This window comes from Kitasatospora sp. MBT66 (genome assembly GCF_000710405.2).
Lineage (GTDB): Bacteria > Actinomycetota > Actinomycetes > Streptomycetales > Streptomycetaceae > Kitasatospora > Kitasatospora purpeofusca.
The window spans coordinates 413,402-437,271 of the sequence record NZ_JAIY01000004.1 but is presented as its reverse complement, the minus strand read 5'-3'; the positions used below and the strand labels follow the sequence as shown (position 1 = coordinate 437,271).

The window sequence follows — 23,870 nt, the reverse complement described above, 5'->3', positions numbered from 1 at the left end:
TTCGCTCGGTGCCCTCGTTCATGCGGTCACCTCGCTGCGCTCCTGCTCGGCCGCCTGCTCCCAGTCCGGGTCCGGCGGTCCGTCGGTGACGGCGACCACGCCCTCGGGGAGCCAGCGGGCGGTGCCCAGCAGCTCGGTGTAGATGCCGCGGAAGCCGTCGATGTTCTGGCGGAGCGTGAACTGGTCGATCACCCGGAGCCGGGCCTGCTCGCCGAGCCGGGCCCGGCGCTCCGCGTCGCGCAGCAGCTCGATCGCGGCCGCGGCCATCGGCTCGGGCTCGCGCGGGGGGACGACCAGGCCGGTGTCGCCGACCGCCTCGCGCACACCGCCGACGTCGGTCGAGACGGTGGCGCGGCCGCAGGACATCGCTTCGATCAGGGTGAACGGGAAGCCCTCGCTGATCGAGGAGAGCATCACCACGTTCCCGGCCGCGTACGCGTCGGTGATGTCCGCGACCCGGCCCTCGAAGACCACCGAGTCCCCGGTGCCGAGCTCGGCGGCCAGCGCCTCGCACTTCTCGCGGTAGGCCTCGCCGCCCTTGGGCGTGCCACCGAACAGCCGCAGCCGGGCGTCGGGTATCTCGCGCCGGACTATCGCGAACGCGCGTATCAGCGTCTCGAGGTCCTTGATCGGGTCGACCCGGCCGGCCCAGCTGAGCGTCGGGGTCTCCGGCTCGGGCCCGGCGGGCGGGAAGGCCGCCGGGTCGACGCCGTTGTACACGGTGCGGATGTGCGTGGAGGGCGTGCCGCCGCGCTCCTCCCAGCGCCGGTTGTACCGGTTGCCGGGGGTGACCAGCGCGGCCCGTCGGTAGCTCTCCTCGGCGAGCATCCGGTAGAAGCCGAGCAGCAGCGCCTTGACCGGCCAGCGGTACGGGCCGGTGCGGTAGCCGAGGTAGCGCTCGCGCAGGTAGATGCCGTGCTCGGTCAGCAGAAACGGTACGCCGTACTGCTGGGAGGCGATCAGGCCCGGCAGGGTGGCGAGGCCGCCGCTGGCGGCGTGCGCCACGCCGTCGCGCGGCGGCTCGACCGAGAGCGGCCGCAGGGCGTGCTCCAGCAGGTCGGTGGCGTTCAGCGCGTCGTGCATGGTGGGCCGGGAGACCGCGGTGGTGAGGTACTCGCGGGTCCACACGTGCTGCAGGGTGCGCAGGGCGCGCTCGCTGCGCAGCGCCGGGCTGAGCAGCCCGCGCCGGGCGAGGTCGGCGAAGCCGTACAGCTCGGTGCCGAAGTGGGTGGTGTAGACCGGGTCCAGGATGGAGTGCAGAAAGCGCTCGTAGGCGTTCAGGAAGCGGCGCATCTCCTTGCCGCGCGGTGCCTTGCCCTCCGAGGCCGGGCCCCACAGCGGGGCCGTGGTGACCGACCGCACGTTGGCGGGCAGCTCCCAGGCCAGTGCCTCGTGTCCGGTACCGGTGACGGCGATGATGTCGAACTCGACGTCCGGCATGCCCTGTACGAGTTGGTCGCACCAGACACTCACACCGCCGTGCTGGTGCGGGTACGTCCCCTCGGTGAGCAGGGTGACGCGCATTCCTGTCCCCCCTCCTGTTCTTGCCTCAAGCGCCCGGCCGCATCGGCCGGTGGGTGGTGCCGGTGGCGGGCCGGGGGAGCCGACCCGCCACCGGGTTCACCTGTCTAGCGGGTGCCGGACGTACCGGCGGTCTTCTTGACGGGTTCGGCCTTCCCCCCGGAGGCCTTGCCGTGCTGTGCGGTGTCGCCCTTGCCGGCGGCCTTCCCGGTGGTACCGGTCGCCTTACCAGCAGTGGTACCAGCAGCGACGTTCTTGCCCGCCACCGGGGCCCCGCTACCGGGGACCAGGGTCGGCGCGTCGGTGCGGTCGGTGTCGCCCGGACCGGCCGGGACGGCGTCCGCGGTGCCCTGCGGGACGACCTTGGTGTCGGCCGGCGCCGGGGCCGCGACGGACTTGGCCGCGACCGACGGGCTGACGGCCGCCGGGGCGGCCGGCGCGGCCGGCAGCTGCAGCTGGACCGCGCTCTGCAGCTGGCCGGGCTTGACCCAGCCGGACAGCGAGCCCGCGTAGGCGGTGCCGAAGGCGGCGGTGCCGATGGCGAGCTGCTGGACCGTGCCGGTCGGCATGGTGGCCTGGACCTGGACGCCGGACGGGGCGCTGACCCGGACCGCGTTGCCGATGCGGTAGCCGGTGACCTGGCCGTTGCTGACGGCGTTGCTCCAGGCCGCGCGGCGCTGGAACTCCAGACCGAGGTCCTTCTGCGCCAGGTTCACGACCGGGGTGTTGTCGGCGTGCAGCGAGCGGTAGGTCGAGAGGACCTTCTCCAGCACCGGGTAGACGATCCGGTCCTCGGACAGGTTCGACTGGTGGATGAAGTGCGGCCGCGGGTCGTTGTTCAGCACGTGGCCGAGGTCGATCCGGGCCTCCAGCGGCACGATGTACGACTGGTAGCCGGTGTTGACGTCGAGCGGCGTCGGCAGGCAGGTGGAGTTGGCGTTGTTCTCGCAGACGCCGCTGCCACCGTTGGCCGCGCTGGTGTAGATCCAGTTGTACTCGTCGGTCTCCTCCTTCGCCGTGGCGGCGTTGTAGAAGACGTTCATCGGGTAGCGCGGGACGGTCAGCGCCGCGCCGACGGCCCGCTGGGCGGGCTCGCGGGAGGCGTCGCTGGCGGTCCACTTGACCCCGTTGGCGGCCAGCGACGGGGCCAGGTACGGGTTGTCGCTGGTCTCCTGCGGCGCGGTCAGCAGACCGGAGTGCTCACCGGTGACGAGCTCGCTCTTGTCCAGGGTCAGACCCCGGGCGGCCGCCCAGTCGAGGTTGTTCTTGATCTGGGAGGTGATGGTCGCCTGGTCGACCCAGACGGTGCTGCCCGAGGCGTTCTTGGTGCACTTCCACGGGACCACCGAGACGTCCTGGAGGCAGCCCAGGTACGGGTGGGTGTAGGTGTGGTTGACCCACCGGTAGCTGCTCTGGTCGGCGATCATCTGGTCGACCACCGGGTCGGCGGTCGTCTCGTGGTCGGCCTTCCAGTCCTCGCTGCCACCACCGTTGAACACCATGTCCATGGTGAAGTTGTGGTCCAGCTGCCACTGCTTGGCGAACTGCGCGTCGGCGACCGTCATCCGGATCGGGTTGGCCGTCTCCGGGGTGCCGGGCGGGCAGGTGACGTCACCGGGGGTGCACTTCAGCACGGTGTCCCAGCGGTCGTCGGCCAGGAAGACGTCGTCGACGTGGGCCGCGAAGTAGTTGCGGTCGTAGCCGAGGTGGACACCCTGGGTGATCCAGTCGACAATGCCGCGGGCCAGCAGCCGGTACTGCTGCTGGTACTGGTTGTAGACGAAGGTGACGACCAGTTCCTTGCGGCCGTCGTGGGCGTACTCGCCGACCAGCGAGCCCTTGGCGGTGCTGCCGGGGATCGGCACCTCGACCAGCGGGGTGAAGCTGGAGCCGGCGGGCAGGTCGGTCCTCGGAGTGGAGAGGTAGCCGTAGCTCTCCGAGATGGCCGGGTCGTTGTCCTCGAAGGGTATGGTGCCCTTGAGGTACCCGAACGATCCGCCCAGGCCCGAGGCGGTGACCTGGCCCTGGAAGCCGTCCAGGGTGCCCATGTAGCCCGGGTTGACGGCCCAGTTCAGGCCGACGTCGGGACGGGCGTAGGTGTAGGCGTCGACCTGACGGACACCGAACGCCGCCTCGTACGCGGCGATCGCGGCCATCTCGGCGGAGCCGGCCGTGAACGGGTTGTCGTTGGGCAGGACGATGCCCTGGTACTTGCCGCGCGGCTGGCCGTTCAGCGTGTCGCTGAGGAAGGCCGTGTCGATCACCGGGCGGGCGGCGTCGTTGAGGTCGACGAGCTTGTACGGGGTGCCCTGGCTCTTGAGCTCGGCCGCGATCGCGGCCGTGGCCGGACCGCCGTCGCTGATCACGAGCACGGTGAGGTCGATCCGGGGCGTAGTGGTGGCGGCGTGCGCGAGGGACGACTGCAGGCCACCGGCCAGCAGAACGGCTGCCGCGCAGGCGGCAACTCTTCGGGTCGCTCGACCCATGTTGTCTTTCCTCCCCTGGGCAGGGCGCTCCGCTGCTCGCGTTCACCTGCCCTGTAGCTGTTCGAGGGCAGCAGGCTGCCCGGCGCCCATCCTGGTGGAACTTGCGTTCCTGGCGGGACCGAATGGGCAGGAGTGCAGCGAATCTGTTACCAACGTTCATGGTCGGGCCATGAGGGCGCTGATTGTGGCCGAAACCGTACCGGCTGCGCAAATAATCAATTAAAAATTAAAGCCTGGAACCGAGCGTTACCGCTGATCACCCATCGTGTGACCAGACGGATGAACCGGACCCTACACTGGCCGCGTTGCCCGTGACACTCTCGCACATCCTGCCGTTTTGATGGGCAGGTTCATGCAATATCGCTCACGGTTGTGCCATGTCACCGTCCGAATATCCAATGGGGGGCGCAGCGTGACCGATCAGCCGACCGGAGCCGCCGATTTCCCGGCCGCCCGCAGCCTGGGTCTGTTCGGTGCGGTCAACGCCCGCGACCTCGGCGGCTACCGCACGGCCGAGGGGCTGGTGCTCCGGGCCGGCGTCGCGCTGCGCAGCGACGGCCTCAACCGGCTCACCGACGAGGACCTCGGGCGGCTGGCCGGGCTGGGCCTGCGCCGGATCGTCGACCTGCGCAGTCGGGACGAGGTCCGCGAGGCCGGGGCGGACCGGACGGCCGACGGCATGACCCTGCATCACCTGCCGGTGTTCGCGGTGGACTTCGACATCCACGCGACCCTGCGCTCGGCGCTGGCCGAGCGGGATCCGGCCGGACAACGCGCCCTGCTCGGGGACGGCCGCGCCGGGGCGATGATGACCGGCCTCTACCGGTGGTTCGTCACCGATTCCATTGCCCGCGAACAATTCGCCCGGGTGCTGCGGCTCCTGGCCGAACCGGGTGCCTCGCCGCTGCTGTTCCACTGCTCGGCCGGAAAGGACCGGACGGGGTGGGCGGCGGCGGTACTGCTGACCGCTCTGGGGGTGGACCGGGAAACGGTGTTCACGGATTATCTGCTCACCAACGAGCGTTCCGCCGCCGTGGTCGGGGCCGTCCTGGAGAGCCTGCGGATCCGCGGTCTGATGAGCGAGCCGGAGCTGCTGCTTCCGGTCCTCCGGGCCGAGCGGCACTACCTGGAGGCGGCCTTCGAGGAGGTCGCGGCCGGCTGGCCGGACTTCGACGCGTTCTGGGCGGACGGCCTCGGACTGGACGGGGGCGTGCTGGCCGGCCTGCGGGCCAATCTGCTGGAGTCCGGGGACCGGTCGGACCTCGCGGCCCCGGTGGGTGCGACGGCCCCGGGTGCGGCAGCGGAGCCGCCCCCGGGCGCCGGCTCGCCGGCGGCCTGAGCCGTCCGGCCCGCCGCCCGGCTCAGCCCTCGGTGGTCAGGCCCTCGCGCAGCTGGGTGAGGGTCTTGGTGAGCAGCCGGGAGACGTGCATCTGCGAGATGCCGATCTCCTCGCCGATCTGGGACTGCGTCAGATTGCCGAAGAAGCGCAGCATGATGATCCGGCGCTCGCGCGGCGGCAGCTTGGCCAGCAGCGGCTTGAGCGACTCCCGGTACTCCACGCCCTCCAGCGCGAGGTCCTCGTAGCCGAGCCGGTCGGCCAGCGGGCCCTCGCCGTCCTCGTCGCTCGGGCTGGAGTCCAGCGAGCTCGCGGTGTAGGCGTTCCCGACCGCCAGGCCCTCCACCACGTCCTCCTCGCTGACGCCGAGGCAGGCGGCCAGCTCGGCGACGGTCGGGGAGCGGTCGAGCCGCTGGGCGAGCTCGTCGCCGGCCTTGGTGAGCGCCAGCCGCAGCTCCTGGAGCCGCCGGGGCACCCGCACCGACCAGCTGGTGTCGCGGAAGAAGCGCTTGATCTCGCCGACCACCGTCGGCATCGCGAAGGTCGGGAACTCGACCCCGCGCTCCGGGTCGAAGCGGTCGATCGCCTTGATCAGGCCGATCGTGCCGACCTGGACGATGTCCTCCATCGGCTCGTTGCGGCTGCGGAACCGCGCCGAGGCGTAGCGGACCAGCGGCAGGTTGAGCTCGATGAGGGTGTCACGGACGTAGGTGTGCTCGGTGCTGCCCGGTTCGAGGGCGCCCAGCCGCAGGAACAGCGAGCGGGAGAGCGTCCGGGTGTCGAGCCCGGATCCCGGCGCGGCCGCGGCTTCCGGCGCGGCTCCGGGGCCGGGCGCCGGCCCGGAGTCCGGCGCCACCGCGGAGTCCGGTGCGGTCCCGGCCCGCTGGAGCGGGATCTGCGCGGCGGAGGCCGCTTCAGCGTGGATCTCCGCAGTGCCCAGCTCTCCGGACATGCACCCACCCCCTCGTGACTGACGGTCCAACGGGTGCCGCCGGGGGAACGTTCCCGTGCTCCCGGCCGGCCCTCTTCCCCCCTCCATACCGGCTCACGATCCCCGGCAAACCCGAACGTCGCAAGATGTCACGCGGCGGTGACGCCCCGTTGTCGGGCCGTGACGCGGCGGCCCGGTCAGTCGTCCCAGGAGTTGCCGGTCCTGAGCCTGGTCAGGATCCGGGACAGCAGCCGGGAGACGTGCATCTGGGACATCCCCAGCTCGGTGCTGATCTGCGACTGCGTCAGATTGGCGAAGAAGCGCAGCATGACGATCCGTCGCTCCCGCTCGGGCAGCTGGACCAGCAGGTGGCGGACCATGTCCCGGTGCTCGACCTCGGCCAGCGCGGAGTCCTCGTAGCCGAGCCGGTCGAGCAGCGCCAGGCCGCCCTCGTGCTCCTGGGCGGCCTCCAGGGAGGCCGCGTTGTAGGCCCGCCCGGCGTCCAGGCAGGCCCGGACGTCCTCCTCGGGGATGCGCAGGCTGGCGGCGATCTCCGGCACCTTGGGAGTCCGCCCGTGGACCACGGTGAGCTCCTCCATCGCCCCGCTGACCTGCACCCAGAGCTCTTGGAGCCGGCGCGGGACGTGCATGGTGCGGACGTTGTCGCGGAAGTAGCGCTTGATCTCGCCGAGGATGGTCGGCAGCGCGTAGGTCGGGAACTGCACGCCGCGGCCGGGGTCGAAGCGGTCGATGGCGTTGATCAGCCCGATCGTGCCGACCTGGACGACGTCCTCCATCGGCTCGCTGCGGCTGCGGAAGCGGGTGGCGGCGTACCGGACCAGCGGGATGTTGACCTCGATCAGCGCGGCCCGGACCCGTTCCCGTTCCGGGGCGTCGGGGGGCAGCTCGGCCAGCCGCTCGAAGAGCACCCGGGTGAGGGTCCGGACGTCGACGGTGGGCCGTCCGCCGGGCCCGCGCAGGCCGTCCGGGCGGAGCTCTCCGGCCGGGCTGATCACGGTGGCGAGCACCTCGTCGTCCGGTGCGCTCCCTGGTGTCCGCACGGACACGTCACCCCTCCCAATGTTGACAACGGTGGGACCTGCGGACCGGGTGCCCTGTTTCGTTCCTCACCTCACCATGTCCGGCAAAACCGGTCATAGCATCACAAGGCGGGCGCATGTCGGGCAAGTACCGCGTGGAGGTGTGTTGGTGCGGCGCCCGGTGATCGGCGGTCCTGGCGGAGGGGTGGGCCGGGGATCGTTCCGGGACAGAGCAAGGCGCCCCGCCCGGGTGCCGGGCGGGGCGCCGCGGGCCGTCCGGGGGACGCGCCGGCCGGGGCCGGGGTGTCCGCAGGAGGGTCCGCCGGGGTCAGACCTCGATGTCGGCGATCACCCAGGTGGCGAACTCGCGCCACTGGGCGGCCGCGGCCTGGTGGGCCGGGTGGGTGAGGTAGGCCTGGAGGGTCTCACGGTCCTCGACCAGGCTGTTGATGGCGTAGTCGTGGGCGATGTCGCGGTCGGTGGTGTTCCAGCCGCACTCCCACTCGCGCAGCTCGGGGACGACCGAGCCGAGCTCGGCGAAGGCCTCGGCGCCGGCGAGCGCGCGCTCGTCGTCCTTGCTGACGCCTTCGTTGAGCTTGAACAGGACCAGGTGGCGGATCACGGTGCCGCTCCTCGCGGACGGGGTCGGATGTCGGGCCCACCGTAGCCGGTGGGTCCCGGACTACTTCACCAGGCCGGTCATGAACGTGCCGATCGCCTTGGCGGCGTTGGAGATGCCCTCGAAGCCCAACTGCACCAGCTCGGCCGCGCGGGTCGGCGAGGTGATGATCGTGTAGAGCACGAAGATGAGCAGGAGGACCATTCCGATCTTCTTCGCCTGCGCCATCCGGTGACCTTCCTCCCTGCTGTGGGCCGCCGCCGTTCGGTCCCCGAGCGGCCCGTGCAACGGGCAGCTTATCCACCCGGACGGTCTATCAAGTGTGCGACGCGTTCACCCGGCGGGACGAAGGTCCCCGCGACAGGGGCCTTTCTCCGGGTGCCGGGGCCCGGCGCGGACGGCAGGATGGTTGATGTACCGAGGATCTGGCAGGAATCACCGGTACATGGATCCGGAGCCCCCGCTGTGGGACCGGGCGCCGCGACTTCCCCCCCGACGCGGCTCCCGGTTGTGGGACTCCGTCCGGGGGAGCGGTCAGTCCCCCCGAGCCGCTCCCCCCTTCCAGGCTCCGTACTCGACAGGCGTTGGTGGTCATCGGCCGACGGGTACGGAGCCTTTTTTCGTGCCCGGATCCGGGTTCGCCCGGGTGCCGGGTGCGTGCCCGCGTACGCGTCCGCGCTCGGGCCGGCCCGCCGCCCGTGTGCGGGAACGCCGAGAGCCCGTCCGGGTCTCCGGACGGGCTCTCGGTCTGGCTGGCGGTAGCGGTGGGATTCGAACCCACGGTGAAGTTGCCCCCACACACGCTTTCGAGGCGTGCTCCTTTGGCCGCTCGGACACGCTACCGAGGGGAACTCTACCGGACGGGTGGCGCGGGAACGAAATCCGTGTCCGGGGGCGCCTGCGGGGGCCGGTCAGCGCTGGGTGTCGAAGAAGGCGCGGAGCTGCGCGCCGCATTCCTCGGCCAGGACACCCGGGATCACCTCGGGGCGGTGGTTGAGCCGCCGGTCGCGCATCACGTCGAAGAGCGAGCCGGCCGCGCCGGCCTTCTCGTCGAGGGCGCCGTAGACCACGCGGTCGATCCGGGAGAGCACGATGGCGCCCGCGCACATGGTGCAGGGCTCCAGGGTGACGACGAGGGTGCAGCCGCTCAGCCGCCATTCGCCGACCCTGCGCGCGGCCTCGCGGACCGCGACCACCTCGGCGTGGCCGGTCGGGTCGCCGACGGCCTCGCGCACGTTGTGGCCCCGGCCGATGATCCCGCCGTCGGGGCCGAGGACGAGCGCCCCGACCGGGACGTCCCCGGTGGCCGGCGCCAGAGCGGCCTCGGCGATGGCGAGGCGCATCGGCGCCGCCCAGCGGTCGCGGACCGGATCGGGGCGGACGGGAGCGGGCAGCGGCGGGATCGGGCGGGCGGACTGCATGGCATCCAGTGTCGGGCATGGTGAGGGCCCGGCTGTCCGGGCGGTGGACACGGGGTGTTACCGGACGGCCTCCAGGACCTCGCCGCAGCCGAGCGCCTCGGCGATCTCCTCCAGGGCGTCACCGGGCACCGCGCCCTCGCCGCTGAGGGAGAGCAGGGCATCCGCGGCGAGTCCGAACTCGGTCAGCAGGTGGGCGTCGCCGAGCGGGCCGACCGGGACCCCGTTGTGGCCCTCGCCCTCCTCGTCGTCCTGCTCCTCGGCCTCGGCCTCCTCCTCCAGCTCGGCGACCAGGTTGTCGAGGTCGCCGAACTCGCTCTCGCCGGCCTGGTCCACCAGTTCGTCGGTGAGCACCGAGCCGTAGGAGCTGCGGGCGGCGGCGGCGCCGTCCGACACGAAGATGCGCGGGTCCTCCTCGCCGTCCACCCGGACGATGGCGAACCAGGCGTCCTCCTGTTCGATGAAGACCAGGACGCTGTCGTCGTCCTGGGCCGCCCCGCGGGCCAGATCGGCCAGGTCGGCAAGGGTTTCGACGGAGTCGAGCTCCGTCTCGCTCACGTCCCACCCGTCCTCGGAGCGAGCAAGCACTGCAGCGAAGTACGCCACCAGGGACACTCCCAAGATCTCGTCTCGGCTGTCGGCGCGCTCGGGCGACGCGGAACTGGCCGCCCCCGCGCCAGAGGCGGCCCGCTGTTCGGACCGTCCCATCGGAATCGTGACAGAAAGCCAGGCTCTGCGGGGGGTGTTCTGCAGCGCGTCTTTGCAGGTCGTGTCGGAAGGGTTGGCCGCCGGACGGTGTACGGCGACCGGGTGGCAGCGGGACTGTGGAGAACCCGTGGAGAGCCCGTCAGATCCGGAAGGTTCGCATCCGCATCGCCTCGCGCATCCGGCGTTCCTTGGTGCGGCGGGGCTGGACCCGCTCGCGGAGTTCGCGGGCCTCGGTGAGTTCGCGCAGGAAGACGGCGCGGCGCCTGCGGCGCTCCGCCTCGGTCTCCGGACGGTCCGGGGGCGGGCCCGAGAGGCCGCCCGACGAGGTCGGGGCCTCGTCCGCCGAGCCGTTCCCGTGGTGCGGGTTGCTCGTCATAGGACCTGACTTTCCCAGATCGGCCGGGTTGATACCACAGGAAGCCGTTCCGTCCGGACATTCGCGGTGCGTCACCGCGCGTCACGGCAGAGTGAGCATCGGCCCGGACGGCGCGCGGCGCGGCCTGGCACGGCGTGTCGTACGGGCGTCCGGGCGCGGGCTAACCTCGACGCATGCGGATCCACGTCGTCGACCACCCCCTGGTCGCCCACAAGCTCTCCACCCTGCGCGACGAGCGCACCGACTCGCCGACCTTCCGTCGCCTGACCGACGAGCTGGTGACCCTCCTCGCGTACGAGGCCACCCGGGACGTCCGCACCGAGGAGGTGGAGATCACCACCCCGGTGGCCGTCACCACCGGTACCCGGCTGTCCTACCCGCGCCCGCTGGTGGTGCCGATCCTGCGCGCCGGCCTCGGCATGCTGGACGGCATGACCCGGCTGCTGCCGACCGCCGAGGTCGGCTTCCTGGGCATGGTGCGCAACGAGGAGACCCTCGAGGCCTCCACCTACGCCACCCGGATGCCGGACGAGCTGTCCGGCCGCCAGGTGTACGTGCTCGACCCGATGCTGGCCACCGGCGGCACGCTGGTCGCGGCGATCCGGATGCTGATCGAGCGCGGCGCCACCGATGTCACCGCCGTGGTGCTGCTGGCCGCCCCGGAGGGCGTCGCGGTGATGGAGCGCGAGCTGTCCGGCCTGCCGGTCACCGTGGTCACCGCGGCCGTCGACGAGCGGCTGAACGAGAACGGCTACATCGTCCCGGGCCTCGGCGACGCCGGCGACCGGCTGTACGGCACGGCCGGCTGAACCGGTCCGGACACGGACGCGACGGAGCCCCCCGGTGCTGAACCGGGGGCTCCGTCGTGCGTGCTCGGGTCCTTGTCCGTATCCGTGTCCGGATCCGGGGCGGGTCAGCAGCTGCCGGTGCTGCTCGGGGCGGGGACCGGCCGGGTGGCCAGGGCCAGCGCGGCGGCGGCCTGGGTGTCGTCGAGCAGCGTGTTGTAGCTGTCGCCGATGACGAAGTCCACGGTGCCGTCGGTCCGGGCGTCGGCGGTGCTGGTGGCACCGGCGATCACGGAGCCGACCAGGGTGGACGCCCCGGCGCCGGCCGGGCCGGCGACCACCTGGGCGGTGCCGGGCACCTTCTTGTCGAGCTCCGCCGGGGCGTTGCCGACCTTGCCGATGGTGAAGCCGCGCTTCTTCAGCTCCTCGGCGGTGCGGGCGGCCAGGCCCGCCTTGGAGGTCGCGTTGTAGACGTTCACGGTGACGGCCGCGGGCTGCGGGACCGCCGCGGGGTCGATCGGGGCGGCGGCCGTACCGGGCACGGTCGGCGCCTCCGGGGTCGGGGCGGCCAGCGGTTTGCCGGAGGGGCCGGCGCAGGCCTGGGCGGAGGCGTTCTTGCCCTTGCCGCTGAAGATGTCCCAGAGCTGGACGCCGCCGAGGCCGATCAGCGCCAGCGCGAGCAGCGCGCCGAGCAGCGCGAACACCTTGCGGCTCTTCTTCGGTGGCCGGCCCAGCCGCGGATAGGCGTTGCCGGTGATCCGGTACTGCTTCCCCTTCAGACCTTGGGGAGTCAACATGCTCACGGTTTGTCTCCCCCTCGTGCCGGGGCGGGGATCGGGTGAAGGTGGGTCGCGGCGTCGCGGGAAGGCGATCGCGGCCGTAGTCAGCAGATTAGTGCCGTACAGCCGCGAAGGTACTAAACGATCATCATCCGGAGTACTCCGGGACCCGAATGGCGGCACCCCGGTACGAACGGACCGCCCCCCGGTACTGACCGGGAGGCGGTCCGACACGTGCGGCCGGGTGAACCGGCCGGGTGGTCATTCCATTTCGAGGACACGGGCGTGCAGCACCTGGCGCTGCTGGAGCGCGGCGCGGACCGCGCGGTGCAGTCCGTCCTCCAGGTACAGGTCTCCGTGCCACTTCACGACATGCGCGAAGAGGTCCCCGTAGAAGGTGGAGTCCTCCGCCAGGAGGGTCTCCAGATCCAGTTGTCCCTTGGTGGTCACCAGCTGGTCGAGTCGCACCGGGCGCGGGGCGACGTCCGCCCACTGGCGGGTGCTGGTACGGCCGTGATCCGGGTACGGCCGACCATTGCCGATGCGCTTGAAGATCACACGGAAAGCCTACCGTTTGGGCGGCGGATGGCCCAGCAGCCGTGGCGTCGCCACGCGCACCGGTGCGAGCTGCGGGCGGGGGATTGCGGCTGTTTCATGGGAAATGTCGTGTAGATCCCTCGGGATCGATGCCCGTTCCTCCGGCCCTCGGGGCCGCCGCACCGCCCGGGAGGGTGCCCGATGTCCGCTCTCGTTCCGTCCGCCGTCCGGGAGATCGCCGACGGGTACGCCTTCACCGGGCCCGCGCTGGACCTCGGCGCGGTGCTGCTGGACGGCACCGCGTACGCCGACGCCCCGGTGCGGCTGCCGCTCGCGGTGCTCAACCGGCACGGGCTGGTGGCCGGGGCCACCGGCACCGGCAAGACCAAGACCCTCCAGCTGATCGCCGAGCAGCTGTCCGCCCAGGGCGTGCCGGTGTTCCTCGCCGATATCAAGGGCGACGTCTCCGGGGTGGCCGCGCCCGGCGAGCCGGGGGAGCGGACCGCCGCCCGGGCCGCCGAGGTGGGCCAGGACTGGCGGCCGCAGGGCTGTCCGGCCGAGTTCTACGCGCTCGGCGGCCTGGGCAGCGGCATCCCGCTGCGGGCGACCGTGACCAGCTTCGGCCCGCTGCTGCTGTCCAAGGTGCTGGACCTGAACGAGACCCAGGAGTCCTCGCTCGGCCTGGTCTTCCACTACGCCGACCGCAACGGCCTGGAGCTGTACGACCTGAAGGACCTCACGGCGGTCATCACCTTCCTCACCTCGCCCGAGGGCAAGGAGGAGCTGAAGGGCATCGGCGGGATCTCCGCCGCCACCGCCGGGGTGATCCTGCGCTCGCTCACGCTGCTGGAGAACGAGGGGGCGGGCGCGTTCTTCGGCGAGCCGGAGTTCGACACCGCCGAGCTGCTGCGGACGGCGGACGGCGGCGCGGGCGTGGTCTCGGTGCTGGAGCTGCCGGCGGTGCAGGACCGGCCGCGGCTGTTCTCCACCTTCCTGATGTGGCTGCTCGCCGACCTCTACCAGGAGCTGCCGGAGGTCGGGGACCTCGACCGGCCGAAGCTGGTGTTCTTCTTCGACGAGGCGCACCTGCTGTTCAAGGGCGCCTCCAAGGCCTTCCTGGAGGCGATCACCCAGACCGTCCGGCTGATCCGTTCGAAGGGGGTCGGGATCTTCTTCGTCACCCAGACGCCGAAGGACGTGCCGGCGGACGTGCTGGCGCAGCTGGGCAACCGGGTGCAGCACGCGCTGCGGGCGTTCACCCCGGACGACGCCAAGGCGCTGAAGGCGACCGTCTCGACCTTCCCGAAGTCGCCCGCCTACGACCTGGCGGAGGTGCTGACCTCGCTCGGGACCGGGGAGGCGGTGGTCACGGTGCTGTCCGAGAAGGGCGCGCCGACGCCGGTGGCGGCGACCAGGCTGCGGGCTCCGCAGTCGCTGATGGGGCCGATCGCGCCGGCGGTGCTGCAGGCCGCGGTGGACGGGTCGGCGCTGGCCGGGAAGTACCGGGACGCGATCGACCGGGAGTCGGCGTACGAGAAGCTTGCGGCGCGGGCGGCCCGGCCGGAGGCGGAGCCGGTGCCGGCCCCGGTGCCCGCGGGCGGTGCGGAGCCGGCGCCGGAGCGGTCGTCGGAGCGGGCCCGGGAGCGGTCGCCGGAACGGGCGCAGGAGGGCGGCGGGCTGCTGGGGTCGCTGATGAGCAACCCGGCGCTCAAGTCCTTCGCCCGGTCCGCCGGGACGCAGCTCGGGCGGGAGATCTCCCGGAGCCTGTTCGGGACCTCCCGGCGGCGCAGATAGCGGGCCGGTCGGGGTGGCCTGGCCGGCCGGTGAAGGTCCGGGGCCGGCCGGGGCCTCAGGCCAGCGCGGCGCCGATCCGGTCCAGCGAGGACAGCCGCATCAGGCCGTAGTGGTAGAACTCGACCTCCGGCACCCCCAGGTCGCGCAGCACGGCGATCTTGGCGGCGAGGTCGGCCGCGCCGTCGCAGTCCGAGGCCATCGGCCGCAGGATCACCGCCATGTCCTGCGGGCGCACCCCGTGCAGGGCGAAGGCGGCGACCTTCTCGCGGACCGCCTCGGGCGTGCGGGCGTAGCCGAGGGTCTCGATCTGGTGGGCGGCCTTCGCCAGCCCCGGCAGGTCGATCCCGGACAGCCAGCCGGTGCCCGGGCCGCCGCCGTCCATGAAGCTCAGCCGCATGCCGTGGCGGGCCGCCTCCTCGGCGAGTTCGGCGGCCAGCGAGGTCACCGTCGCGGCCGAGGCGTCCACGTAGGCGGCGACCGCGCCGTCCGCCAGCTCGTCCAGTGCGGCCGGCTCGGCGGCCGCCGCCTCGTCGGCCAGCCGGCGGCGGACCTCGGCGCGGACGGTCGCGGCCACCTCCTCGGCGGGGACGCCCGCCCGGACGGCGGCGGCCCGGCAGTGCGCGCAGAAGCAGAGCCCGAGCAGCGCCTCGGCGGCCGGGCCCAGCTCCTCGAAGTAGCGCTCGTGGTGGTAGCCGTGGCGCAGGCCGTGGAAGTGCAGCGACTCCGCCCGGATCGCGTCCACGCCGTACCGGGCCAGCTCGGTGACCAGGGTGCGGGCGTACTCGCGGACCTCCGGGTGGGCCGGGCACAGCTCGGTGAGGTGGCGGTCGCCGAAGGCGTTGGCGGGGGCGCAGTCCGGGTGCTCGAAGCCGAGCCGGTCGTTGTGGCAGAAGACCGTCCACGCGTGCAGCTTCAGGTCGCGCCGGCGGGCCTCCGCGGCGGCCTCGGTGAAGGGGTCGCGGTCGCCGATCGCGGTGGACGGCGTGGGCCGCAGCCGGCGGCCGGACCAGCGGGCCGGGTCGGGGCGGAAGTACGCCGCGCCCGGCTCCAGGTAGCGGATCACCCGGCGGGGGTTGTGCGGGAAGACGTCGCGGGCCTCGTGGTAGACCGAGGCGAGGGTGACACCGCCGACCCCGGCCCGGTCGGTGAGGTTGCCGAAGAAGGTGTCGGCGCCCTCGTCGAGGAGGTCGGTGGCGAAGGCGAGGACGGACGACTCCACGGTGCGGCTCCGGAGCAGGGGGCGGGTGCCCGCCCACGCTAACCGGCGGGGTGCGCAATGGTCTATACCTGGCCGGGGTGGCGCGCCGGGGGTGCGGTGCCGGGCGCGGGGGCTCAGATGCCCAGGTCGTCGAGTTCCTTGAGCAGGGCGGAGGCCGGGCTGCCGGGTGCCGTGCCGGGGCCGGCCGCGGCCGCAGCGGGGGTGTCCGGGGCCCGCCGGGGGCGGCGGTCGCGCAGCAGCCAGGCGCCGAGGAGCCCGCCGGCCAGTCCGCCGAGGTGGCCCAGCCAGCTGACCCCCTGGGCGCCCGGGAGCACGCCCAGCAGGAGGTAGGAGTAGAGCGCGGCGACCACCACGCCGATCACCGTGTCCGCCAGGTTGCGGTCGAAGACCCCGCGCAGCACCACGTAGCCGAAGTACCCGTAGACCACGCCGCTGGCGCCCGCCGTGACGGCGTCGGGGCGCTCGAACCACCAGACCGTCAGACCGCTGGACACCACGATCAGCGCGGTCGCGAGCAGGAAGCGCTTCATGCCCCGGTACGCGGCCAGGAAGCCGAACGCGAACAGCGGCCAGGAGTTGGCCTCGATGTGGTCCCAACCGAAGTGCAGGAAGGGCATGGTGAGCAGGTCGGGCAGTTCGTCGAGCCGCCCCGAGCTCATGCCGTACTCGTAGGAGAGCCGGTAGTCGTCCAGCCAGTTCGCCACCTGGACCGCCCAGATGACGGTCAGCACGCCGAGCATCGTGAGGAGCGCGGCGCGGGAGTCACGGAGCAGTCGGGCGAATCGCGGAGCCATGTCCCGACTGTAGAGCCGGGCCGGGCGGTTGGTCACCCTACTAAGGTGAATCCTGTCCGACGGCCCGCGTCCGGGCCCGAGCCTCCCCTTTTCCCGCCGTGCCGAGAGGTGACCCTCCATGAGTGTGCGTCCGCCGCTGCCGTACGAATTCCTGCCGCAGGTGCCGTCCTTCGAGCTGACCAGCGAGGACATCGCCGAAGGCGGCACGCTGGCCCAGGAGTTCGTCCACGCCGGGGGCAACCTGTCGCCGCAGCTGGCCTGGTCGGGCCTGCCGGAGGGCACCCGCTCGATCGCCGTCACCTGCTACGACCCGGACGCGCCGACCGGCTCCGGCTGGTGGCACTGGCTGGCGCTGAACCTGCCCGCCGACACCGCCGGTCTGGCGCGCGGCGCCGGGGCCTCCGACGGCGACCTGCCGGGCGAGCGCTCCTTCCACGCGCGCAACGACTTCCCGGGCCACCAGTACGACGGCGCGGCCCCGCCGCCCGGGCCCGCGCACCGCTACGCCTTCGCCGTGCACGCCCTCGACGTGGACGCGCTGGACGTCACGGCCGAGACCCCGGCGGCCCAGATCGGCTTCCACATCACCTTCCACACCCTGGCGCGGGCCGTGCTCACCGCCGAGTTCGGGGTCTGAGGACCGCTTCCGACGGCGGCGCCGTCGCCCGTGCGACCTGCGGGCGGCGGCGCCGTCCGTTCTCCCGGGTCGCTTTCCGGCCCTCCTCGGGCCGGGTCGGCCTCAGGCCGGCTCGGCGGCGCGGCCGGCGCGGTCGGCGAGGGCGCGCAGGTGGGTGCGCAGCTCGGGCGGCGAGTGCACCTCGAACTCGCAGCCGGCCATCAGCAGGCGCATCGCCAGCCATTCCAGGGAGTCGGTGCGGGAGCGCAGCCGGCAGGTGTGCTCGTCGACCGGCTCCACCTCGGTGTCGCCGTAGCCGCCCACGCGGTGCCGGGCCTCCTCGGCGGAGAGGTGCAGGGTGGCGTCCAGGGTGTAGGCGGAGGACTCCCGGCGGAGCTTGCTCGCGACGTACGCGGCGGCGTCCTCGGCCGGGAGCGGGCGCGGGGTGAAGCGGGCGCCGGTGGCGAAGGGGTCGCTGACCCGGTCCACCCGGAACAGCCGCCAGTCGTCCCGGTCGAGGTCGAAGCCGACCAGGTACCAGCGGCGGCCGGCCGACACCAGGCGTTCCGGCTCGACCAGGCGGTGGGTCTCGGCGCCGTTGCCGGCCCGGTAGCCGAAGCGCAGGCGCTCGTGGTTGGCGACGGCGTTGGCCATCACGGTGAGGTCCTCCGGGTCGACGGTCGGGCCGTCGCCGCCGAGCAGCGGGAGGGTGGCCCGGTCGAGGGTGGAGACCCGGTGGCGCAGCCGGGAGGGCAGCACCTGGAGCAGCTTGCCGAGGGCGCGCACCGAGGCCTCCTCGATGCCGACCACGGCGTGTCCGGCGGCGGCGCGCAGGCCGACCGCGATCGCCACCGCCTCCTCGTCGTCCAGCAGCAGCGGCGGCATCGCGGTGCCCGCGACCAGCCGGTAGCCGCCGACCGGGCCCATCGAGGCCTCGACCGGGTAGCCGAGCTCGCGGAGGCGGTCGATGTCGCGGCGGATGGTGCGGGGACTGACCCGGAGCCGTTCGGCGAGCTCGCTGCCGGGCCACTCGCGCGGGGTCTGGAGCAGGGAGAGCAGGCTGAGGAGTCGTGCCGGGGTATCGGTCATGAGGTCCAGGGTGCCCGAAGTGGCGGACAGGATCTGACCTACATGCTTCCTAATGTGGTCCACGTGCTGATGACGGACGGCGACGAGGAGCGTGCGGTGCAGAAGGATTCGGGCGCGGGTTCGGGCGCGGGTTCGGGAGTGGGGGCCGGACCGGTGACGGTGTCGGACCGGCGGAGGTGGATCGCGCTGGCGATCGTGATGACCGCCTCCTTCATGGACCTGGTGGACGTCACGATCGTGAACATCGCGATCCCGAGCATCCAGGAGTCCACGGGGGCGTCGTTCTCCGCCGTGCAGTGGGTGACCGGCGGCTACGCGCTGGCCTTCGCGGTCGGGCTGATCACCGGTGGCCGGCTGGGCGACATCCACGGCCGGAAGCGGCTCTTCCTGATCGGCATGGCCGGCTTCACCCTCGCCTCCGCGCTCTGCGGTCTCGCGAGCGGCCCCGAGGTCCTGGTCGCGATGCGGATCCTCCAGGGCGGGACGGCGGCGCTGATGGTGCCGCAGGTGCTGTCCATCGTCCACGCGACCTTCCCGGCGGAGGAGCGCGGCAAGGTGTTCGGCCTGTTCGGCGCGGTGGTCGGGCTGGGCGCGGTCAGCGGACCGCTGATCGGCGCGTTGCTGACGGAGTGGGACCTGCTCGGGCTCGGCTGGCGGCCGATCTTCCTGATCAACCTGCCGGTGGGGATCGCCGGTCTGGTGCTCGGCCGGATCTACATCGGCGAGTCCAAGGCCGAGCGGGCGCTCCGGCTGGACCTGCCGGGCGTGCTGCTGGCCAGTGCCGGACTGCTGATGCTGATCTACCCGCTGACCCACGGCCGGGAGGCCGGCTGGCCGCTCTGGGGGTACCTGGTGATGGCCGGGAGCCTGCCGGTGTTCGCGCTGTTCGTCGCGTACGAGCGGGTCAAGACCCGGCGGGACGGCTCGCCGCTGGTGGAGCTGTCGCTGTTCCGGGTGAAGTCCTTCGCGGCGGGCATCGGCGTCCAGCTGACCTTCGGTGTGGTGTCCGGGATCTTCTTCCTGGTCTGGACCCTCTACATGCAGCTCGGCCTGGGCTGGAGCCCGCTGAAGGCCGGCGCGACCGGTATCCCGTTCTCGCTCGCGGTGTCGACGGCGGCCGGGGTGTCGGTGCAGCAGCTGGTGCCGCGGTTCGGGCGCAAGGTGCTCCAGGCGGGGGCCCTGGTGATGGCCGTCGGCGTGCTCGTCTACATCGCGGAGGCGCACCGGTACGGCACCGGCATCGCGCCCTGGCAGATGGCGCTGCCGCTGGTGGTGATGGGTGCCGGGATGGGCCTGATCGTCGCCCCGATCACCAATGCGGTGCTGGCGGAGGTCCCGCAGGAGCACGCCGGCTCGGCCTCCGGGCTGATCAACACGGTGAACCAGGTGGGCCTGGCGCTCGGCCTGGGGCTGGTGTCGGTGGCGTTCTTCGACGCGGTGCCGGCCGGGGCGGCCGGGGGCCCGGCGTTCGTGGGCGCGTTCCAGCACGCGATGTGGTGGGTGCTCGGGGTTCTCGCGGTGGTGTTCCTGCTGATGTTCGCGCTGCCCGGGAAGCAGCGGGCGCAGGCGGCTCCGGCCGCCGCCGAGGAGACCGAGCGGGACCTCGCCCTGGTCTAGGGTCCTCGTCGCGTGCCGAGGGGCCGGGGAGAACATTCTCCCCGGCCCCTTCCCGCACTTCCGGCGCCCGTCGGGAGCGGCCGGAGGCTCAGGCGCGGACCTTGGTCCTCGCCCGGGCGTCCTTCGCCGCCTTCTCCTCCTTGGCGGCCTGCTTCAGTTCCTGCTTGGTGGCGCGCACCCGCTCCAGCGACTCGGGGCCGGTGATGTCCGCGACCGAGCGGAACGCCCCGTCCTCGCCGTACGCCCCGGCCGCCTCGCGCCAGCCCTCCGGCCGTACGCCGTACTGCTTGCCGAGCAGGGCGAGGAAGATCTGCGATTTCTGCTTCCCGAACCCCGGAAGGGCGTTGAGACGGCTGAGCAGTTCCCGCCCGGTCGCCACGTCCTTCCAGAGCGCGGCGGCGTCGCCGTCGTACTGCGCCACCAGGAACTGGCAGAGCTGCTGCACCCGTTTGGCCATCGCCGCCGGGTAGCGGTGCACCGCGGGCTTCTCGCAGAGCAGGGCGACGAACTCCTCCGGGTTGTAGGTGGCGATCTCGTGGGCGTCCAGGTCCTCGTGCCCCAGCCGCCCGGCGATCGTGAGCGGTCCGGTGAACGCCCATTCCATGGGCACCTGCTGGTCCAGCAGCATCCCGACGAGCGCGGCGAGCGGGCTCCGCCCGAGCAGTTCGTCGGCCTCGGGCTGCTGCGCGAGCCGCACGGTGACGTTCATGGGCTGACCTCCTCGGAGCGTGGATTCGGGTCGCGCCCAGTCTGCCGGGCGGGCGCCGAGGGGGCCGCGTCAACACGCCATGACCAGCCGATTCCTTGGAACGGCCGGTTGGTTCGTCGGCGGACTTCCGTGCGCCGGCGGCGCCGTCACTCCAGACCGAGCGTCAGATGGGGGTAGCCGAGGCGGATCCGCTCACCGAGTCCGGCACCCGGCGCGAGGCCGAGACCGCCGATGAACGCCTCCAGCCGGGCGGTCGCCCCGGCCACGGTGGCCGCCTCCCCCTTGAACTCGAACTCGACGAACTCGCCCAGCCTGGCGACCCGGTCGAAGGCCACCGCGATCCCGTCGACGTGCCACTCCTCGCGGGTCTTGTCCACGACCGTCAGCTCGGTGAAGTCGAGCGAGGCGAGCAGCCGCCGCACCGCCTCCGGGTCGGCCACCGTGCTCTCGTACTCGTCGCAGTGCGTCTTCACCGGCGAGGCGATCGGATGGAACCGCTTGAAGTTGACCGACGCCGCGCCGTCCTCGACCCGTACCCGCAGCCACTCGGAGACCACCTCCTGGCCGAGGAAGTCCCGGTGCGGCGCGTTGTAGTACGTGTCGACCTGCCGGGACGGACTCCCCGGCTGCGCCCCGAGCGCGGCCAGCCGCTCCTTCAACCCGTCGGCCGGGCCGTCGAGTCGGAACTTCTGCTCGACCTCGGTGTACTCCACTGCGGTGCGCCCCTGTCGGTCGGGATCCTGGCTGTCGGACGTCGAACTCGCCGGTGCGGGCAGCGTGGTGAGGCCCGGGGCCGGCGCGGTCCGAGCGTAGTGGACCGGTGGGAGACGGAAGGGTGGGGTGGAGCCGATCAGTCGCACTGGTGATCCAGTGGCGTGAGGTGAGTTGATCAGGTGTTCGATCGAACTGGGCTATCTCATATGACTGTTCCGGTTCTCCGGCTCGGAGTGCCGTCGTCGGGTAATGCTGTGTCGGCCTTGTCGACGCGTCCAGAAAGGCTCGCCCGGTGTCCCAGCCGTTCGAACTGCCCTCCTTCTACGTGCCGCACCCGGCGCGGCTCAATCCGCACCTCGACGAGGCCCGGGCCCATTCCTCGGTGTGGGCACGGGAGATGGGCATGCTGGAGGGGTCGGGCATCTGGACCGGGGCGGACCTGGACGCCCACGACTACGGGCTGCTCTGCGCCTACACCCACCCCGACGCGTCGGCCGAGGTGCTGTCGCTGGTCACCGACTGGTACGTGTGGGTGTTCTTCTTCGACGACCACTTCCTGGACGTCTTCAAGCGGACCAACGACCGGGTGGGCGGCAAGGCGTACCTGGACCGGCTGCCGCTGTTCATGCCGGCGGACCCGGCGGCGGAGATGCCCGAGCCCACCAATCCGGTCGAGGCCGGGCTGGCGGACCTCTGGCGGCGGACGGTGCCGGCGATGGGGGAGGACTGGCGGGTGCGGTTCGCCGAGAGCACCCGGAACCTGCTCAACGAGTCGCTCTGGGAGCTCGCGAACATCAACGCGGGCCGGGTCGCCAACCCCGTCGAGTACATCGAGATGCGCCGCAAGGTGGGCGGCGCGCCCTGGTCCGCCGGGCTGATCGAGTACGCGGCCGGGGCCGAGGTGCCGGCCGGGGTGTCGGGGTCGCGGCCGCTGCGGGTGCTGATGGACGCCTTCTCGGACGGCGTGCACCTGCGCAACGACCTGTTCTCGTACCAGCGCGAGGTCGAGGACGAGGGCGAGCTCAGCAACGGCGTGCTGGTGCTGGAGAAGTTCCTGGAGTGCACGACGCAGGAGGCCGCGGACGCCGTCAACGGCCTGCTCACCTCGCGCCTCCTGCAGTTCGAGAACACCGTGGTGACGGAGCTGCCGCAGCTGTTCGCCGACGCCGGGCTGGACGCGCAGGAGCAGGCCCGGGTGCTGGCGTACGTCAAGGGGCTGCAGGACTGGCAGGCCGGCGGGCACGAGTGGCACATGCGGTCCAGCCGGTACATGAACGGCGGTGGCGCCGCGGCGGACGCGGCCACCTGGTGGGACCCGTTCGCGATCGGCGGGGTCGGGACGTCGGCGCTGGACGTCCTGCGGTCCGGCGGGGCGCTGGGTGATCTGGCCGAGGAGCTGGGCTCGTTGAGCCGCACCGGGCCGGTGGCGCGGGACTGGGCGCCGACGGTCGGGGAGTCGCCGGTGGCGGCCCTGCTCGGCGCGCTGCGGGGGGCCGGGGCCTCCCTGGAGTCGCCCGGGACGGGGCTGATCGGCGGTTCGCGCGGGGACGTCGAGCCGGGGGTGCGGCGGGCGCGGTCGCACGCGCATGTGCCGTTCCAGGCCGTCGGGCCGTCCCGGCTGCCGGAGTTCCGGCTGCCGTTCACGGTCGAGCCGAACCCCTGCCTGGACGCCTCGCGGCTGCACACGGTCGAGTGGGCGGACCGGATGGGCCTGCTGGAGGCCCGGCCGGGGGACCCGACCGCGGGCGTCTGGAGCACGGAGGACGCGGCCGACTACGACCTCGCGCTCTGCGCGGCCGGGATCCACCCCGACGCCAGTGCCGACCAACTCGACCTCACCACCGACTGGTTGCTGTGGGGGACGTACGCCGACGACTGGTTCCCGCGGGCGTTCGGCCGGACCGGCGACCTGGCCGGGGCGAAGGCCGTGCGCGAGCGGTACCTGCTGCTCATGCCGGTCGACGGTGAGCCGGGCGCGGAGCCGCTGAACGCGCTGGAGCGCGCGCTGGCCGACCTCTGGGCGCGGACCGCGGGACCGATGGCGCCCGAGGCCCGGGGGAAGTTCCGCACGGCCGTCGACACGATGGTGGAGAGCTGGATCTGGGAGCTCAACAACCAGATCCAGAACCGGATCCCGGACCCGGTCGACTACCTGGAGATGCGCCGCGCCACCTTCGGCTCCGACCTCACGATGGCGCTGTCCCGGCTGGCGCACGGGAAGGTCGTGCCGGACGGCGTCTACGCCAGCGGCCCGATGCGCTCGCTGGAGAACGCGGCCGCCGACTACGCGGCGCTGATGAACGACCTCCACTCGTACCAGAAGGAGGTGGAGTTCGAGGGCGAGGTGCACAACGCCGCCCTGGTGGTGCAGAACTTCTTCGACTGCGACTACCCGGCGGCGGTGCGGATCGTCGACGACCTGATGCACTCGCGGCTCGACCAGTTCCGGCACGTGGCGGCCGAGGAGTTCCCGGTGCTGTTCGAGGACTTCGGGCTGGACGGCCCGGCTCGGGCGACGCTCGCCGGGTACGTGAAGGAGCTGGAGAACTGGCTCGCCGGGATCCTGGTCTGGCACCGGGACTGCCGCCGGTACCGGGAGGAGGACCTGCTGCGGCACTTCGGGCGGGACGCGGCCGGGGCGGCGGCGGAGGAGGCGGTGGAGCCGGCCGGTGCCGCGGTGGGCGCGCTGTCGGCGCGGCCGACCGGGCTCGGCACCTCGGCGGCCTCGGTGGCGGGCGGCTTCGGCCGGGTCGCGGTCGGGTCCTGAGGAGCCGGGGCCGGG

The 23,870-nt window shown here is 72.5% G+C and carries 22 protein-coding genes and 1 tRNA gene; 6 read left to right on the top strand and 17 right to left on the bottom strand.

Annotation, left to right across the window (positions count from 1 at the left end):
• Nucleotides 1-18 precede the first annotated feature (18 nt).
• Both pelF and BI06_RS08630 read right to left on the bottom strand, forming a co-directional pair.
• The gene (pelF, locus tag BI06_RS08635; RefSeq protein ID WP_078879757.1) at nucleotides 19-1,524 is read right to left on the bottom strand and encodes a GT4 family glycosyltransferase PelF; all 1,506 of its coding nucleotides are present in this window, start codon (nucleotides 1,522-1,524) and stop codon (nucleotides 19-21) included.
• Nucleotides 1,525-1,628: 104 nt separating this feature from the next.
• The gene (locus BI06_RS08630) at nucleotides 1,629-4,007 is read right to left on the bottom strand and encodes a hypothetical protein (RefSeq protein ID WP_233290070.1); all 2,379 of its coding nucleotides are present in this window, start codon (nucleotides 4,005-4,007) and stop codon (nucleotides 1,629-1,631) included.
• Between the two features lie 412 nt (nucleotides 4,008-4,419).
• On the opposite strand from BI06_RS08630, the gene BI06_RS08625 reads away from it, so the two are divergent.
• A complete protein-coding gene (locus tag BI06_RS08625) occupies nucleotides 4,420-5,346 on the top strand; it encodes a tyrosine-protein phosphatase (protein ID WP_051740516.1) in 927 nt (308 codons plus the stop codon).
• A gap of 22 nt (nucleotides 5,347-5,368) precedes the next feature.
• Here BI06_RS08625 and BI06_RS08620 read toward each other — a convergent pair whose 3' ends face one another.
• The 8 genes from BI06_RS08620 to BI06_RS08590 form a co-directional block, all read right to left on the bottom strand.
• Complete coding sequence (locus tag BI06_RS08620; protein WP_043466843.1) at nucleotides 5,369-6,295, bottom strand: RNA polymerase sigma factor SigF; 927 nt, start codon at nucleotides 6,293-6,295, stop codon at nucleotides 5,369-5,371.
• A gap of 176 nt (nucleotides 6,296-6,471) precedes the next feature.
• Nucleotides 6,472-7,341 (bottom strand): RNA polymerase sigma factor SigF, encoded by an 870-nt coding sequence (locus BI06_RS08615; RefSeq protein ID WP_078879759.1) that lies wholly within the window; start codon nucleotides 7,339-7,341, stop codon nucleotides 6,472-6,474.
• A 301-nt stretch (nucleotides 7,342-7,642) separates the two neighbouring features.
• Nucleotides 7,643-7,936: a Dabb family protein gene (locus BI06_RS08610; RefSeq protein WP_043466841.1), complete on the bottom strand. Its 294-nt coding sequence runs from the start codon at nucleotides 7,934-7,936 to the stop codon at nucleotides 7,643-7,645.
• A 60-nt stretch (nucleotides 7,937-7,996) separates the two neighbouring features.
• A complete protein-coding gene (locus tag BI06_RS52300) occupies nucleotides 7,997-8,161 on the bottom strand; it encodes a hypothetical protein (protein ID WP_167349729.1) in 165 nt (54 codons plus the stop codon).
• Nucleotides 8,162-8,686: 525 nt separating this feature from the next.
• Nucleotides 8,687-8,776 (bottom strand) — tRNA-Ser (locus tag BI06_RS08605).
• A gap of 68 nt (nucleotides 8,777-8,844) precedes the next feature.
• Nucleotides 8,845-9,354 (bottom strand): tRNA adenosine(34) deaminase TadA, encoded by a 510-nt coding sequence (gene tadA / locus BI06_RS08600; RefSeq protein ID WP_051740515.1) that lies wholly within the window; start codon nucleotides 9,352-9,354, stop codon nucleotides 8,845-8,847.
• Between the two features lie 57 nt (nucleotides 9,355-9,411).
• Nucleotides 9,412-9,909 (bottom strand): hypothetical protein, encoded by a 498-nt coding sequence (locus tag BI06_RS08595; protein ID WP_231978635.1) that lies wholly within the window; start codon nucleotides 9,907-9,909, stop codon nucleotides 9,412-9,414.
• Between the two features lie 289 nt (nucleotides 9,910-10,198).
• Entirely contained in the window at nucleotides 10,199-10,435 is a 237-nt protein-coding gene (locus BI06_RS08590; RefSeq protein WP_037779206.1) for a hypothetical protein, read from the bottom strand.
• Between the two features lie 173 nt (nucleotides 10,436-10,608).
• Between BI06_RS08590 and upp the strand changes: the two genes are divergently transcribed.
• Complete coding sequence (upp, locus tag BI06_RS08585; RefSeq protein WP_043466838.1) at nucleotides 10,609-11,244, top strand: uracil phosphoribosyltransferase; 636 nt, start codon at nucleotides 10,609-10,611, stop codon at nucleotides 11,242-11,244.
• A gap of 104 nt (nucleotides 11,245-11,348) precedes the next feature.
• Here upp and BI06_RS08580 read toward each other — a convergent pair whose 3' ends face one another.
• Together BI06_RS08580 and BI06_RS08575 are read right to left on the bottom strand one after the other, a co-directional pair.
• Nucleotides 11,349-12,017: a LytR C-terminal domain-containing protein gene (locus BI06_RS08580; RefSeq protein ID WP_051740513.1), complete on the bottom strand. Its 669-nt coding sequence runs from the start codon at nucleotides 12,015-12,017 to the stop codon at nucleotides 11,349-11,351.
• A gap of 243 nt (nucleotides 12,018-12,260) precedes the next feature.
• Nucleotides 12,261-12,557 (bottom strand): type II toxin-antitoxin system VapB family antitoxin, encoded by a 297-nt coding sequence (locus tag BI06_RS08575; protein ID WP_030061387.1) that lies wholly within the window; start codon nucleotides 12,555-12,557, stop codon nucleotides 12,261-12,263.
• 180 nt (nucleotides 12,558-12,737) lie between these two features.
• Between BI06_RS08575 and BI06_RS08570 the strand changes: the two genes are divergently transcribed.
• A complete protein-coding gene (locus tag BI06_RS08570; RefSeq protein WP_043466832.1) occupies nucleotides 12,738-14,330 on the top strand; it encodes a helicase HerA-like domain-containing protein in 1,593 nt (530 codons plus the stop codon).
• A 55-nt stretch (nucleotides 14,331-14,385) separates the two neighbouring features.
• Here BI06_RS08570 and BI06_RS08565 read toward each other — a convergent pair whose 3' ends face one another.
• Complete coding sequence (locus BI06_RS08565) at nucleotides 14,386-15,549, bottom strand: hypothetical protein (RefSeq protein ID WP_043466827.1); 1,164 nt, start codon at nucleotides 15,547-15,549, stop codon at nucleotides 14,386-14,388.
• 113 nt (nucleotides 15,550-15,662) lie between these two features.
• A complete protein-coding gene (locus BI06_RS08560) occupies nucleotides 15,663-16,343 on the bottom strand; it encodes a rhomboid family intramembrane serine protease (protein WP_030392578.1) in 681 nt (226 codons plus the stop codon).
• 118 nt (nucleotides 16,344-16,461) lie between these two features.
• Here BI06_RS08560 and BI06_RS08555 point away from each other — a divergent pair, with 118 nt between their 5' ends.
• A complete protein-coding gene (locus BI06_RS08555) occupies nucleotides 16,462-16,980 on the top strand; it encodes a YbhB/YbcL family Raf kinase inhibitor-like protein (protein ID WP_030392579.1) in 519 nt (172 codons plus the stop codon).
• Between the two features lie 102 nt (nucleotides 16,981-17,082).
• On the opposite strand, the gene BI06_RS08550 is transcribed toward BI06_RS08555, so the two are convergent.
• The gene (locus BI06_RS08550; protein WP_043466824.1) at nucleotides 17,083-18,048 is read right to left on the bottom strand and encodes a YafY family protein; all 966 of its coding nucleotides are present in this window, start codon (nucleotides 18,046-18,048) and stop codon (nucleotides 17,083-17,085) included.
• 198 nt (nucleotides 18,049-18,246) lie between these two features.
• Here BI06_RS08550 and BI06_RS08545 point away from each other — a divergent pair, with 198 nt between their 5' ends.
• Nucleotides 18,247-19,665, top strand: coding sequence for an MFS transporter (locus BI06_RS08545; protein ID WP_233290096.1), 1,419 nt, complete (start codon nucleotides 18,247-18,249; stop codon nucleotides 19,663-19,665).
• Nucleotides 19,666-19,753: 88 nt separating this feature from the next.
• On the opposite strand, the gene BI06_RS08540 is transcribed toward BI06_RS08545, so the two are convergent.
• Together BI06_RS08540 and cyaB are read right to left on the bottom strand one after the other, a co-directional pair.
• Nucleotides 19,754-20,374 (bottom strand): HhH-GPD-type base excision DNA repair protein, encoded by a 621-nt coding sequence (locus BI06_RS08540; protein ID WP_043466821.1) that lies wholly within the window; start codon nucleotides 20,372-20,374, stop codon nucleotides 19,754-19,756.
• A gap of 146 nt (nucleotides 20,375-20,520) precedes the next feature.
• A complete protein-coding gene (gene cyaB, locus BI06_RS08535; protein ID WP_051740511.1) occupies nucleotides 20,521-21,087 on the bottom strand; it encodes a class IV adenylate cyclase in 567 nt (188 codons plus the stop codon).
• A gap of 293 nt (nucleotides 21,088-21,380) precedes the next feature.
• On the opposite strand from cyaB, the gene BI06_RS53290 reads away from it, so the two are divergent.
• Entirely contained in the window at nucleotides 21,381-23,855 is a 2,475-nt protein-coding gene (locus BI06_RS53290; protein ID WP_043466818.1) for a terpene synthase family protein, read from the top strand.
• Nucleotides 23,856-23,870 lie beyond the last annotated feature (15 nt).

Bases quoted from the DNA above. Each gene is read 5' to 3' on its own strand.
- pelF (WP_078879757.1), bottom strand. From the start codon at position 1,524: ATGCGCGTCACCCTGCTCACCGAGGGGACGTACCCGCACCAGCACGGC.
- BI06_RS08630 (WP_233290070.1), bottom strand. From the start codon at position 4,007: ATGGGTCGAGCGACCCGAAGAGTTGCCGCCTGCGCGGCAGCCGTTCTG.
- BI06_RS08620 (WP_043466843.1), bottom strand. From the start codon at position 6,295: ATGTCCGGAGAGCTGGGCACTGCGGAGATCCACGCTGAAGCGGCCTCC.
- BI06_RS52300 (WP_167349729.1), bottom strand. From the start codon at position 8,161: ATGGCGCAGGCGAAGAAGATCGGAATGGTCCTCCTGCTCATCTTCGTG.
- tadA (WP_051740515.1), bottom strand. From the start codon at position 9,354: ATGCAGTCCGCCCGCCCGATCCCGCCGCTGCCCGCTCCCGTCCGCCCC.
- BI06_RS08590 (WP_037779206.1), bottom strand. From the start codon at position 10,435: ATGACGAGCAACCCGCACCACGGGAACGGCTCGGCGGACGAGGCCCCG.
- upp (WP_043466838.1), top strand. From the start codon at position 10,609: ATGCGGATCCACGTCGTCGACCACCCCCTGGTCGCCCACAAGCTCTCC.
- BI06_RS08580 (WP_051740513.1), bottom strand. From the start codon at position 12,017: ATGTTGACTCCCCAAGGTCTGAAGGGGAAGCAGTACCGGATCACCGGC.
- BI06_RS08570 (WP_043466832.1), top strand. From the start codon at position 12,738: ATGTCCGCTCTCGTTCCGTCCGCCGTCCGGGAGATCGCCGACGGGTAC.
- BI06_RS08560 (WP_030392578.1), bottom strand. From the start codon at position 16,343: ATGGCTCCGCGATTCGCCCGACTGCTCCGTGACTCCCGCGCCGCGCTC.
- BI06_RS08555 (WP_030392579.1), top strand. From the start codon at position 16,462: ATGAGTGTGCGTCCGCCGCTGCCGTACGAATTCCTGCCGCAGGTGCCG.
- BI06_RS08550 (WP_043466824.1), bottom strand. From the start codon at position 18,048: ATGACCGATACCCCGGCACGACTCCTCAGCCTGCTCTCCCTGCTCCAG.
- BI06_RS08545 (WP_233290096.1), top strand. From the start codon at position 18,247: ATGACCGCCTCCTTCATGGACCTGGTGGACGTCACGATCGTGAACATC.
- BI06_RS08540 (WP_043466821.1), bottom strand. From the start codon at position 20,374: ATGAACGTCACCGTGCGGCTCGCGCAGCAGCCCGAGGCCGACGAACTG.